Origin of the sequence: Paractinoplanes pyxinae, assembly GCF_026626335.1 — a bacterium.
GTDB lineage: Bacteria > Actinomycetota > Actinomycetes > Mycobacteriales > Micromonosporaceae > Actinoplanes > Actinoplanes pyxinae.
Genome location: NZ_JAPNTZ010000003.1, coordinates 412,007 through 425,204 on the forward strand (window position 1 = coordinate 412,007; position 13,198 = coordinate 425,204).

General features: G+C 70.6%; 7 protein-coding genes. 6 read left to right on the plus strand and 1 reads right to left on the minus strand.

Annotated features, from left to right (window positions below; translation table 11 throughout):
* Window positions 1-44 precede the first annotated feature (44 nt).
* The 5 genes from OWR29_RS09900 (at window position 45) to OWR29_RS09920 (ending at window position 10,059) form a co-directional block, all read left to right on the plus strand.
* Complete coding sequence (locus tag OWR29_RS09900; protein ID WP_267562291.1) at window positions 45-812, plus strand: S1 family peptidase; 768 nt, start codon at window positions 45-47, stop codon at window positions 810-812.
* Between the two features lie 149 nt (window positions 813-961).
* A complete protein-coding gene (locus tag OWR29_RS09905) occupies window positions 962-1,531 on the plus strand; it encodes a TetR/AcrR family transcriptional regulator (protein ID WP_267562292.1) in 570 nt (189 codons plus the stop codon).
* Window positions 1,532-1,545: 14 nt separating this feature from the next.
* Window positions 1,546-3,726, plus strand: coding sequence for an MMPL family transporter (locus tag OWR29_RS09910; RefSeq protein ID WP_267562293.1), 2,181 nt, complete (start codon window positions 1,546-1,548; stop codon window positions 3,724-3,726).
* Window positions 3,727-4,451: 725 nt separating this feature from the next.
* Window positions 4,452-9,182 carry a PDDEXK-like endonuclease domain-containing protein gene (locus OWR29_RS09915; protein ID WP_267562295.1) on the plus strand — a complete coding sequence of 1,577 codons (4,731 nt, stop codon included), beginning with the start codon at window positions 4,452-4,454 and terminating at the stop codon, window positions 9,180-9,182.
* A 76-nt stretch (window positions 9,183-9,258) separates the two neighbouring features.
* Window positions 9,259-10,059: an ATP-binding protein gene (locus tag OWR29_RS09920; RefSeq protein WP_267562296.1), complete on the plus strand. Its 801-nt coding sequence runs from the start codon at window positions 9,259-9,261 to the stop codon at window positions 10,057-10,059.
* A gap of 4 nt (window positions 10,060-10,063) precedes the next feature.
* Here the strand turns inward: OWR29_RS09920 and OWR29_RS09925 are convergent, their stop codons facing one another.
* Window positions 10,064-11,500, minus strand: a complete 1,437-nt coding sequence (locus OWR29_RS09925; RefSeq protein WP_267562297.1) for an NAD(P)/FAD-dependent oxidoreductase — start codon at window positions 11,498-11,500, stop codon at window positions 10,064-10,066.
* 182 nt (window positions 11,501-11,682) lie between these two features.
* Here OWR29_RS09925 and OWR29_RS09930 point away from each other — a divergent pair, with 182 nt between their 5' ends.
* The gene (locus OWR29_RS09930; RefSeq protein ID WP_267562298.1) at window positions 11,683-13,107 is read left to right on the plus strand and encodes an MFS transporter; all 1,425 of its coding nucleotides are present in this window, start codon (window positions 11,683-11,685) and stop codon (window positions 13,105-13,107) included.
* Window positions 13,108-13,198 lie beyond the last annotated feature (91 nt).

Genomic DNA, 13,198 nt, shown 5'->3' on the forward strand with positions numbered 1-13,198 from the left:
TTCCCTGATTCGCCGGGCTTGATCGACGGGGTTAGGTTGTCCAGATGGGACAGAGAAAGAGATCGATTCTCGCCGCGGCCGGTGCTGTCGCCGTCGGGCTGCTCGGGTTCGCCGCCCCGGCGAACGCGATCGCCAACGGCGAACAGGTCAAGCCGGGACGGTATGCCTTCTCGGTCAAGCTGACCATGACCGGCATCCCGACGGCCGACGGCGGCAAGCGCAACAGCGCCTGCTCCGGCGCGCTCGTCGCACCACAGTGGGTGATCACGGCCGGGCACTGCTTCCGGGACGCGAACGGCGTCCGGGTCGAACGCCCGGTGGCCGACTCGACCGTCGCCACCGTCGGCCGTACCGATCTCACGAACACGAAGCGTGGTCATGAGCTCGAGATCGTCGCGGTCCGGCAGTCGACGACGGCCGACGTGTCGCTGGCCAAGCTGGCCGAACCGATCCGTGACGTCCGCCCGATCCGGGTGAGCCGCACGGCGCCGGCGGTGGGCGACCTCGTGCGGGTCACCGGCTACGGCTCGACCACCAGCACCAATCCGGCCCCGGTGACCTGGCTTCGCACCGGAAAGATGGAGGTTGTCGGGCTCACCGACACCGTGACCCAGATGCGGGGCAACTCGCCGCAGGCGGACACGACCCCGTGCCCGTACGACTCGGGTGGCCCGTTCTTCGCCGAGCGTGGCAAGAAGGGCCCGGCCCTGGTCGCCGTGGTCAGCAACGGCCCGTCCTGCCCGCACACTCAGATCGAGAGCGCCGCGCGGGTGGACAACATCGCCAGTTGGATCAAGAGCGTTGTGAGCTAGAACCAGAGAGGGTTCGACGGCCGGTTGCGGGGAAACCCGCAGCCGGCCTTTTCCTTTGCGGTAGGCCAGAGGAATGAGATCACCAACTGTGAGGACCGCCACGGTCGGTTACCGACCAGGTTGGTCCCTAACCGACTAGTCTGGTCCCCATGCCGCGGCCGACCAAGCAGCAGATAGACGACGAGATCCTGGAAGCGGCGGCGACGCTGTTCGCCCGCCACGGCTTCAAAGAGACGTCGATCCAGCGCATCGCCGACGCGGTGGGCTACTCGAAGACGGGCCTGCTGCACCGCTACCCGACCAAAGAGGCGCTGCAGCAGGCGGTGCTCGACCGCGTGCTGCAGGACATCCGCGCGGTCGCCGATCAGGTGGCCGATCTGCCGCCCGGCCCGGCGCGCGACCGTGCCGTCATCACCGGTGTCGCCCGGCTCGCCGCCGAGGGCCCCGGCACGGTGGCCCTGCTGCTCAGCGGGCTCGCCGGCACCGAAGAGAACGAACTCGGCGCGGCCATGGAATGCATCGGCGAACCGGTTTTCGAGGCCTTCGCCGTCGACCCCGAGGCCGACCCGATTCGCGCGGTCCGCGTGGTCGGCGCCCTCGGCGCCCTGGCCGTCGCCGGCGTCGCCCTGCGCGAGAAGCCGCTGGCGGCCACCCTCGACGACCTCATCGACGTCAGCTACGACGCGCTCGGCCACGGGCGCGAGGCTCCCCACCAGTAAGGAATCGGACTGACATGGCAACGTTGCTGCATCGTCTCGGCCTCGGGGCCGTACGCCACAAGGCGCTGGTCATGGTGGCCTGGCTGGTGGCCGTGATCGCCCTCGGGGCCGGCGCCGCCACCCTCTCGGGCACGATGGTCAACTCCTTCTCCATCCCGGGGCAGGAGTCGACCAAGGCCCTCGACCTGATGGACCAGCGCTTCGGCGCCGCCTCGTCCGGCGCCACGGCCCAGGTCGTCATGGAGGCGCCGGGCACCGGCAAGATCACCGACCAGGCCAGTGCGGCCCAGGTCGCGGCCGTGGTGGCCAAGCTGAAGACGCTGCCGGGGGTGGTCTCGGCCAGCAACCCGCTCGATCCGCAGGCGCCCACTGTCTCGCAGGATCAGCGGGCGGCGTACAGCACAGTCACGTACGGCGTGCAGGCCTCGGAGATCACCGCCGAGGAGCGCGAGGCGCTGACCGCGGTGGTCGACGAGTCCCGCTCGGCCAACCTGATCATCGAGGCGCGCGGCGAGGCGACCCAGGAGTCGGGGGCCGACATCGGCGGCGCCGGTGAGATCCTCGGTGTGGTCGTGGCCCTGGTGGTGCTGGCCATCACGTACGGGTCGCTGGTGCTGGCCGGCATGAACCTGCTGACCGCCCTGGCCGGCGTGGCCATCGGCGCGCTCGGCATCACCACGCTGAGCGGCTTCACCGAGCTGCAGTCGACCACCCCGATCCTGGCCGTGATGCTCGGCCTGGCCGTCGGCATCGACTACGCGCTGTTCATCGTCACCCGCTTCCGGCAAGAGCTGCGCCGCGGCCTGCCCGTGCCCGAGGCGGTCGCGCTCGCGGTCGGCACCGCCGGCTCGGCTGTCGTCACCGCCGGCCTGACCGTGGTGATCGCCCTGGGCGGCCTGTCCGTGGCCGGCATCCCGTTCCTCACCGAGATGGGCCTGGCCGCCGCCGCGACGATCGTCTTCGCCGTGCTCGTGGCGATCACCCTGGTGCCCGCCTTCCTGGGCGCGATCGGCCTGCGGGCGCTGCCGAAGAAGGAGCGCGGCAACCCGGTCGAGAGCCCGAAGAAGGACCGGGGCTTCTACCGCGGCTGGGCGCACATGGTCACCCACCAGCGGGTGCTCAGCCTGATCGTCGCGGTGGCGGCGCTGGCCGTGATCGCCATCCCGTTCTTCTCGATGCAGACCACACTCATCCAGCGGGCGGCCGAGGGCAGCACGCAGGAGAAGGCCGACGCGATCATCAGCGAGCGCTTCGGCCCCGGCTTCGCCGGACCCCTGCTGGTCCTGGTCGACGGTTCCGGTTCCCCGGCGTACGCGGCCACGGTGCGCGAGAAGATCGCCGGGCTCCAGGACGTCGCGTTCGTCGCCGAACCCCAGGTCAACGAGGCGCAGAACGCGGCCCTGATCACGATCATCCCGGGCTCCGGCCCGGAGGACCAGGCCACGCTCGACCTGGTCCACGCCATCCGCGACGACGTCGCCGACGGGCCGAACGCGCAGGTCTACGTGACCGGGCAGACGGCCGTCAGCATCGACGTCTCGGAAAAGCTCGACCAGGCGCTGCCGATCTACCTGATCCTCGTCGTCGGCCTCGCCTTTGTGCTGCTGGTGCTGGTCTTCCGGTCGCTGCTCGTGCCGGTGGTGGGCGTGGTCGGCTTCCTGCTCACGATCGGCGCGGCGCTGGGCGCCACCACCGCGGTCTTCCAGTGGGGCTGGCTCTCCGACCTGGTCAACGCGCAGACGACGGGCCCGCTGCTCAGCCTGGCCCCGATCATCATCGTCGGCATCCTGTTCGGCCTGGCCATGGACTACCAGGTGTTCCTGGTGTCGCGGATGCACGAGGCCCACGCCCACGGCGCCCGGCCCATCGACGCGGTGGTCACCGGCTTCAAGCAGGCCGCTCCCGTGGTAGTGGCGGCGGCGACGATCATGTTCTCGGTCTTCGCCGGCTTCGTCCCCGAGGGCAACGACACGATCAAGCCGATCGCGTTCGCCCTGGCCATTGGCATCCTCTTCGACGCCATCGTGGTCCGCATGATCATCGTCCCGGCGGCGATAGCCCTGCTCGGCCGCTCCGCCTGGTGGCTGCCGCGCTGGCTGTCCTGGCTCCCGGTCGTCGACGTCGAGGGCGTAGCTCTCGAGCGGCAAGCCCCCGAGCAGCCCCGCGACGTCGAAGAGCACGCGCACGCCGCCTGAGTGGGAACAGCCGCCGCCCAGGTCTGCCGTCCGGTTATTTCCGGGAGCAGACCTGGGCGGCGGTCTGCGGTGCCCTGTGGCCGGAAGCCAGCGTGCCGATGGCGAATCGGGCGGTGCATGCGACAGGGCAGCCCTCGGCTGTCAGGGCGCCGGCCGGGGGTGAGGGGCGGCCCGGTTCCGTAACCGGCCGGCCAGACCTGCCGCTGGTCGCGTCGGGGTTCCGTCGTGCTGGGAGTCGAGCGCGACCCGCCTTCGAGAAGATGGAAAGGACCGCCGGGCCAGCGATTGCCCGGCCAGAGCCCACCCTCCCTGGGGGAAGCCCCCGCAACCATTGTCGCGGAAATCGGCGGTCTCGGCGTCTGCTGCACGTCCGCTCTGTGGACGAGCTCCAATTGTGGATAACGGCGGTCGTCGGGGCCGGGCCGATGACCTGTCGGCGGCTTTCGCCGCGGCGCCGGTCTCCATCACGAACGAAAGCTGAGCGCCTGACGAACCGATCGTGTGCCGGGGAGGTTCGCGACGCCTCACCGGCACCGTGACGGCGGGCGTCAAACCGGCGCGCCACCGGGTCCGCGGCCGCGGCCCTAAACGCCTGCGAGACCGTTATGCCGTAAATATCCTGAAGCACGTAGCCGAATCCCCAGCGTAACGGGCGTCCGTCTTGCTGAAATTGAGGCATGTGGCCGGATCATGAAGCGGATTCAAGCGAGCTCCCCGGTGCCGACGTGCGGTCGGCCCTGGAGAGCTGGCGTTCCGGCCTGGTCGATCTGACCGGCACGAACCCCCTGCTGAACTTCGCCCGTGCGTCGTCCGGGTCGATCGAGATCACCGGGCCGTCGCCCAAGGCGATCGTCAAGGTGCTGCAGGAGGGCGGCGGGTACGCCTTCCATGACGAGGGCGAGGCGACGGCCCACGTCCTGCGCACCGAGCTGCCCGAGGAGCAGTTGGGCGCTCTGCTGCACCACTTCTGGCGGCGCAGCCGGCTGGAACTGCTCGACCGGGGCGTCTCGCCGCTCTACCTCGGCGTTGGCATGTTGCACTGGTCGGACGACGACGGAACCCCGTACGAGAGCCCGATTCTGCTCGTCCCGGTGCAGATCGAGGCGGCCGGCCCGCGGCTGGTGGCCCGGCCCGAGGACCCGATCGTCAACCCGGCGCTGGTCGTGCGGATGGGCGAGCTCGACATCGACATCCCGGAGATCAACTCGCTGGCCGAGCTTGACGTCACCGTGCTCTGGGCCAAGATTGACGTGGCCATCGGGGAGCGGCGCGGCTGGTACGCCGACGAGACGGTCACGTTGAGCTGTCTCAGCGTGCACCGCGAGGCGATGTACTACGACCTCTACGAGAACGAGCCGCACATCGTCGAGCACCCGGTCGTGCGGGCGCTGGCCACCCGCGACGCCGACCGTGCCTTCGCCTTCGAGCCGACCCCGCCCGAGCGGATCGACGTGGTCGCGCCGCCCGAGGACGTGCCGCTGATCCTGGACGCCGACGCCACGCAGCGGGTGGCCATCGCGGCGGCGGTGGCCGGGCGCAGCTTCGTGCTCGACGGGCCGCCCGGCACCGGCAAGTCGCAGACGATCGCCAACATGGTGGGCGGGCTGATGCACGCGGGCAAGCGGGTGCTCGTCGTCTCGGAGAAGGCGGCCGCGCTCGACACCGTGCAGCGGCGGCTGACCGAGGCCGGGCTCGGCAACTACCTGCTCGCCCTGCACAGCGACCTGGTCGGGCGGCGCGAGGTGGCCGGCGCGCTGGCCTCGGCGCTGGACACCGACCCGGTGCCGCTGGCCACGATGGATCCGATCGACCGGCGTGCGGCCCGGGAGAGGCGTGAGACCCTCACCGCGTACGCGGAAGCCTTGAACCGGGTCCGGCAGCCGCTCGGCCGCAGTTTGTTCGAGGTGCTGGGCCTGTGCGCGCGGCTGCTCGACGTGCCCGCGGCCCCGGTCGCCTCCATCTCGCCGCAGGAGCTCACCGGCGACGCGCTCTACCGGTTGCGCGACGCGGTGGCCCGGCTCGGGCGTGTGCGCAGTGAGACGTACGTATGGAAACACGCGATCGACCGCGAGCCGCTCGACGCTCGCCTGCGGCAGGCCATGACCGCGCTGGGCAAACTGGCCGAGACGGTCATCGCCAACTCGACCTTGGCCGACGCCTTCGACCTGCACGAGCCGTCCGGCGCGGCCAAGCTGGCCGCCCTCTCGGCCCACGCGGGCAAGCGGCCGCCGAAGGTTGAGGAGGACTGGATGACCGTCGACAGCATCCAGCCGGTGCAGAAGGCGGCGGCCGACCTCACCCGCCACCTGGCCGCGCTGCGCTACGGCGGCATCCCGTGGGCCGAGCTGCCCTCGGCCGACGACCTCTCGGCCGTGCCCGACTTGTCGCACCTGGTGCCCGAGGCCATCGACCTGGCCCCGCTGAACGCCGCCCAGGCCGACCACCTGGCCAACAAGTTCGCCGAGGAGGCCGACCGCCTCGAGAGCCGGCAGGAGAGCCTGGACCGGGTGACCGCCCGCCTCGGGCTGCCCAACGTGGTCACGTTCGCCGACTCGGCCCGGGTCATCGCCGTCGCCGACCTGATCAACCGCGAGCACAAGCCCGAGCCGGCCTGGTTCGAGACCGGCGGCATGCCGGCGGCGCACGCTGCGGTCCGCGCACTGCGTCTCGCCATTGACCGCGTACGCGAGACCGAGACGCAAGCTCGCCGGCACTTCGACGAGGCGGTGCTCGAGGAGCCGATCACCGAGGTGGCCGACCGCCTCACCCGCAACCGGGGCCCGCGCAAGCTGCTGCGCCCCTACCGGCGCGACAAGCAGAAGGCGGTCGAGGCGGCCCTGCCCGACGTGAAGCCGGCCCAGGCCATCGCCAATGTCGAGGACGCGGCCGCCTGGAAGCAGGCCGTCGAGGACCTGAAGGAGGCCGAGGCCGAGTACGCCGAGCAGCTGGGCCGGCACTGGAACGGCCTGGACACCGACTTCCACGCCATCCAGGAGGCGATGCACACGGCCGACGAGGTGATCCGCGAGGTGCCGGCCGAGGCGCTGCCCGCGGTCACCGTGCACGTCTGCGCGCCTCGGCCCAACAGCGCCCTGCTGCGCATCGTCACCGAGGCCCGCGACGAGTTCACCCGCTTCCGCACCACGCTGCGCCCGGCCCCGGCCCGCGCACCCCGGCCCGAGCTGGGGGAGGGGGCCATCGCCGACGCGGTCACCTGGCTGCGCGCGCACATCGCCCCGCTGCACGCGGCGGCCGAGATGATCCGGTCGTACAGCGCGCCCACCGGCCGCGACCTCACGCTGGCCGAGACCAAGGAGATCGCCGAGCAGCGCCGGGCGGCCACCGACGCCGAGGAGGCGATCTGGGCCGAGGCCGCCGCCCACGCGGCCGTGCTGGGCTCGGTCTACCGGGGCGCCAAGACCGACGACGAGGCGATGAACGAGGTCGTCGCGTGGACGGTGCACGCCCGGCGGCTGACCACCGGCGAGGATGCGCCGATGACGACCGAGCAGGCCCACGCGCTGATGGTGGCTCAGCCCACCGAGGGGCTCGGGGCGACGGTGGCCGGCTGGGAGACCGCGCGGGCGCAGGTGCTGGACGCGTTCGGCCCGGAGCGGCACGGCGAGCTGACCGAGCGGCTGGGCGATTACGACAACGCCCGCGACCTGCTGGTCGAGCTGCTGCACGACCCGGAGGGCCAGCACGAGTGGTTCCGGCACGAGGACGCCCGCCGGGTGCTGGTCGAGCACGGCCTGGACGACGCGCTGGAGTTCTGCGCCGACGAGGAGATCCCGATCGAGCAGGTGTGGCCGGTGCTCGAACGGGCCCTGCTGCGCGGGTGGGCCGACGCGGTCATCCGGGACGACCCGGGCCTGCAGCCGACGTCGGCCGAGGATCGTACGCACCTGGTCGACGTCTACCGCCTGCTCGACCGCGAGCTCAACGGGGCTGCGCTGGCCGACATCGTGTACGCCGTGGAGGCGCGGCGACCGTCGGCCTCCGCCGCGGGCGAGCCCGGCGTGATCCGGCGCGAGGGGAACAAGCAGTCCGGCCACCTGCCCGTACAGGAACTGCTGGCGCAGGCCCGGCACGCGGCCCAGGGCCTCAAGCCCTGCTTCCTGATGTCGCCGCTGGCGGTGAGCCGCTACCTGCCGCCCGAGATGGAGTTCGACACGGTCGTCTTCGACGAGGCGTCCCAGGTGACCACGGCCGACGCGATCAACTGCATCTACCGCGGCGACGCGCTGGTGGTGGTGGGCGACGACCGGCAGCTACCGCCGACCTCGTTCTACGACCGGGTCGAGGACGACGTCGTCGACTTCCCGTCCATCCTCGACCTGGCCCGCGAGACGTTCCCGATCCTGCACCTGGGCTGGCACCACCGCAGCCGGCACGAGGCGTTGTTCGCGTTCGCCGACCTCGCCTACTACCACGGCCGGCTGGTCGGGCTGACCCGCAGCTATCCCCAGGAGCCCGACCACGGCGTCGAGATGTTCCTGGTCGACGGCGTGTACCGGCGCCAGACGACGTCGGACAACCCGATCGAGGCGGACGCGGTGGCCGAGCGCGTGCTGCACCACTACGCCACCCGGCCCGGCCAGACGCTGGGCGTGGTCACGCTCTCGGTGGCGCAGGCCGACGCGGTCGACGAGGCGGTGCGCCGGGCCATGGCCGAGCGCCCCGATCTGGAACATCACCTGGACGACCCGGACCGGCTGACCGGCTTCTTCTGCAAGAGCCTGGAGGCCGTTCAGGGCGACGTGCGCGACGTGATCATTCTGTCGATCGGTTACGGCTATGACGAGAACGACAAGATCAGCACCAACTTCGGGTCGCTCAACCGGCCGCAGGGCTGGCGCCGGCTCAACGTCGCCATCACCCGGGCCTGCCAGCGCGTCGAGGTGGTCTCGTCGATCCGGTCCGGCGACGTGCCCGACATGGGCAACGAGTCCGTCCGTCATCTCAAGGCCTATTTGGAGTACGCCGAGAGGGCCGCAGCCACGCTCGGCCGCGACGGGAGCGACCGCGACGGCGTTCTGCCGTTCGAGGAAGCCGTTCTCACCAGCCTGGAGTCCTGGGGTTATTCCGTACGCCGGAGGGTGGGCGCCGCCGGGCACTGGATCGACCTCGCCGTGCTGCACCCGGACCAGGACAACGACGTGTTCGCCATCGGCATCGAGTTCGACGGCCCCGAGTACCAGGCGATCCCGTCCACCCGCGACCGGGACCGTCTGCGCGACGAGGAGCTGCGCGCGCTGGGCTGGCACATGCACCGGATCTGGTCGGTGGCCTGGTATCAGAACCCGGCCGAGGAGCAGAACCGGCTGCGGGCGGCGATCGACCGGGCCCTGGCCGACCCGGTGGGCGTCGACCAGCTGGGCATGCCGGAGTGGCCGCCGTACCGGGCGATCTCGGGCGAACTGCTGCCGCCGGAGTCGAGCGACACTATCGGGTGAAACGCCGATATTCGCGCATGGTGATCTGTTCGGCGGGTAGCCGTGGCCGCTTATGGACACTGTTCGTTGGCCGAGCATGGGATCGCGCCATACGTTGGTCCGCCCCGGTGACCGCGACGACGCCGCGGGCGTGGTCGTGACGGCGGACGCCGACACCGCCGTCACGGTCGTCACCGTGCGCGGCATCTGGGGAAACGCGCTGCGCAGTGACGCGTTCGTGGCGGTGCGCAAGGTGCTCGGCGAGCATCCGGCCGCGCTGATCCTCGACCTCTGCGACTGCCAGGACCGGCACGCCGCCGGCGCCTCGACCTGGCTGACCGTCTCGCGCGTGGCCGCCGCCATGCAGCCGCCGGTCCGGGTGGCGGCCTGCCTGTCCCCGCGCACCGCGCTCAACGGGCGGCTCGTGCGCATGGGTGGGTCGTACTTCCTGCCGGTCTTCGGTGACCGGGCGGGCGCCGAGGCCGCCGTGGCCGCGGGCGGGCCCGTCACCGATCGCCTGCGGCTCAGCCTGCCGCCCCATCCGGACGCGCCGGCTCTGGCCCGCAATCTGGTCACCGACGCGTGCGGCGCGTGGGGGCTGCCCGAAGTTCTTTATCCGGCCCGCCTGGTCATGAGCGAGCTGGCCAGCAACGCTGTCGAGCACGCCCGCACGCCGATCGCGGTGATCGTGACGCGCCGCAGCGCCGCCCTGCACCTGATGGTGTGCGACGGCGATCCGCGCATGCCGGTGATGATCGACCAGACGGACGAGCCGCCGAGCAGCCTGTGGGACACCCGCGGCCAGGGATTGCGGATCGTTCAGGCCGCGTCGGCGGCGTGGGGCGCGTTGCCGACCCGCGAGGGCAAGATGGTCTGGGCGACCGTCTGCCCCCGCTGAGTCGTCACTTGGCGGCGGTGGCCTTCTCGGCGTACGTCGTCGGCTCGGACGGGTGCTTCTCGGTGGGCACCGGGTCGGCGGCCTTCAGCGCTTCGGCCTCTTCGGCCGCGCGCACCAACTGGTACGGGTCGCCGTACTCTTTCATGGCCCGCCGGGCGAAGGCCTGCTGCTCGGTCGCCACCCGCTCGGAGCGGCCGCGGCCCAGGAAGCTGACCGCCCAGTGCACCACCGTCGTGAACCTGTTCTTGAAGCCGACCAGGTAGAAGACGTGCACGACCAGCCACATGATCCAGGCGAAGAAGCCGGACAGGCGGAACTTGCCGACGCTGGCCACCGCGGAGAACCGCGAGATCGTGGCCATGCTGCCCTTGTCGAAGTACTTGAAGGGGTCGGGCGCGGGCTTGTTGCGCAGCCGCTTCTCGATCACCTTGGCCGCGTAGTTGCCGCCCTGGATGGCCACCTGGGCCACACCCGGCAGCGGGCGCCCGTCGGGGCCGGCCAGGTTCATCATGTCGCCCAGCGCGAAGATCTCGGGGTGGCCCGGGACGGTGAGGTCGGGGTTGACCATGATCCGGCCCGCCCGGTCGGTCTCGGCGCCGGCCGACTCGGCCACCTGCCGCGCCAGCGCCGGGGCCTGCACGCCGGCCGCCCACACCTTCGTCATCGACGGGATGCGCTGGTGACCGCGCTCGGACTCGACCTCGATGCCGGTCAGGTCGACGTCGACCACCTTGGTGTTGAGCTCGACCTCGACCCCCATCAGGTGCAGCTGGCGCAGCGCCCGGGTGGAGAGGTGGTCGCCGAAGGTGTTGAGCACGGCGCCGACCGCGTCGATGAGGATGATGCGGGCCTTGCGGGGGTCGATGTGCTTGTACTGCCCGGGCAGGTTGCGATGGGCCAGCTCGGCGATCTGACCGGCCATCTCGACCCCGGTGGGGCCGGCGCCGACGACCACGAAGGTCAGCCAGCGCTCCTGCGCCTCGGGGTCGGTCTGCAGGTCGGCGATCTCGAAGGCGCCGAAGATGCGGGCCCGCAGCTCGAGAGCGTCGTCGATGCTCTTCATGCCGGGCGCGAACTCGCTGAACTGGTCGTTGCCGAAGTAGGACTGCGAGGCGCCCGCGGCGACGATGAGCGTGTCGTACTCGACCGTGTAGTCGATGCTCGGGCCGTGCACGGAGATGACCTTGTTCTCCGTGTCGACGTGCTGAGCCCAGCCGAGCTTGACGTCGACGTTGTCCTGCCGCTTGAGCACCTCACGGATGGGCGGAGCGATCTCGCCCTCGGAGAGCACGCCCGTGGCCACCTGGTAGAGCAGGGGCTGGAACAAGTGGTAGGCCGTGCCGTTGATGAGTGTGATGTCGACCGGTGCGTTGCGCAGCGCCCTGATCGCGAACAGGCCCCCGAAGCCGGCCCCGATCACTGCCACCCGATGCCGCTGCATTACCACTCCCTCGGTGCTCGGTGTCTCACTTAGTAGAGCACCCTGACCAGGCCGATTATGCCGTGAGTATCAACACTGTGGAGGCCCTCGGCGTTGATTGTTTCCCCACGCGGCACGAGGAAAACCCCTTCCCGCCGCCCCGCCGACGGTTATCGTCGATGGGCTGGGGTAGATCGGCGCGCATGGCAGAAGTGCGCACGAATGTGCCGGCCAGGCTCGACCGCCTGCCCTGGGCACGCTGGCACTGGATGATCGTCATCGGTCTCGGCACAGTGTGGATCCTCGACGGTCTCGAAGTCACCATCGTCGGCAACCTGTCGGGCCGCCTGGCCGAGCCCGGCAGCGGCCTGGACATCACCCAGAGCCAGGTCACCGGCCTGGGCGCGGCGATCTACGTGCTCGGCGCCTGTTTCGGCGCGCTCTTCTTCGGCTGGCTGACCGACCGCTTCGGCCGCAAGAAACTGTTCATCCTCACGTTGGCCGTCTATCTGTTCGGTACGGCGATGACCGCGCTCAGTTTCGACGCGTGGTGGTTCTTCATCTTCCGTTTCGTGACCGGCGCCGGCATCGGCGGCGAGTACGCGGCCATCAACTCGGCCATCGACGAGCTGATCCCGGCCAAGTACCGGGGCCGGATCGACATCGTCATCAACGGCACCTACTGGGCCGGGGCCGCGTTCGGCGCCCTGCTCACGGTCCCGATCCTGACCGCGCTGCCGGTCAGTTGGGGCTGGCGGGTCGCGTTCGGGCTGGGCGTGGTGCTCGGCTTCGTCATCCTGCTGGTCCGCCGCCACGTGCCCGAGAGCCCGCGCTGGCTGTTCATCCACGGCCGCGGCGACGAGGCCGAGAAGCTGGTCGACGACGTCGAGAAGACGGTCGGGGGTTCGCTCGAGCCGGCCGACAAGTACATCACCATTCATCAGCGCCGCACGATCGGCTTCGGCGAGATCGCTCGTACGCTGGTCAAGAACTACCCGAAGCGGTCGGCGCTGGGCCTGTCGCTCTTCATCGGTCAGGCGTTCCTCTACAACGCCATCACCTTCGGGTACGCCCAGATCCTGCAGACGTTCTTCGACGTCCCGCCGGGCAGCACGGGCTACTACTTCGCGGTGATCGCCGTGGGCAACCTCTTCGGCCCGCTGCTGCTGGCCCGCTTCTTCGACTCCCTAGGCCGCAAGATCATGATCACCGGCACCTACGTCCTGTCCGGCATCCTGCTGCTCGTGACGGCCTGGCTGTTCAGCGCCGGCGTGCTCAACGCGGTGACCATGACGGCGTGCTGGTGCGTGGTCCTGTTCTTCGCCTCGGCCGGCGCCAGCTCGGCGTACCTGACGGTCTCCGAGATCTTCCCCATGGAGACCCGAGCCCTGGCCATCGCCTTCTTCTACGCCGTCGGCACCGCCGCCGGCGGCATCACCGGCCCCCTCCTCTTCGCCGAATTGGTCGGCACCGGCCAGGTCGGCGACACGGTGCTGGCCTTCGCGATCGGCGCGTCCCTGATGATCGCGGCCGGCCTGGTCGAGGCCGTCCTCGGCGTCAAGGCCGAGCAGAAGAGCCTGGAAGACCTGGCCACCCCACTGACCGCCACCGACACCAAGCCCACCTGAGCCGTCGGGCAGGACGCCGGGTGCTTGGCTGTCCTTGACGATGGCGGTGAAGGCGCCGAGCTTCCCGCCGCGGCGGTCGTCAGCGGGCCGC

Coding starts and splice junctions, on each gene's coding strand:
- OWR29_RS09920 (WP_267562296.1), top strand. CDS start 9,259: ATGGGATCGCGCCATACGTTGGTCCGCCCCGGTGACCGCGACGACGCC.
- OWR29_RS09925 (WP_267562297.1), bottom strand. CDS start 11,500: ATGCAGCGGCATCGGGTGGCAGTGATCGGGGCCGGCTTCGGGGGCCTG.
- OWR29_RS09905 (WP_267562292.1), top strand. CDS start 962: ATGCCGCGGCCGACCAAGCAGCAGATAGACGACGAGATCCTGGAAGCG.
- OWR29_RS09930 (WP_267562298.1), top strand. CDS start 11,683: ATGGCAGAAGTGCGCACGAATGTGCCGGCCAGGCTCGACCGCCTGCCC.
- OWR29_RS09900 (WP_267562291.1), top strand. CDS start 45: ATGGGACAGAGAAAGAGATCGATTCTCGCCGCGGCCGGTGCTGTCGCC.
- OWR29_RS09910 (WP_267562293.1), top strand. CDS start 1,546: ATGGCAACGTTGCTGCATCGTCTCGGCCTCGGGGCCGTACGCCACAAG.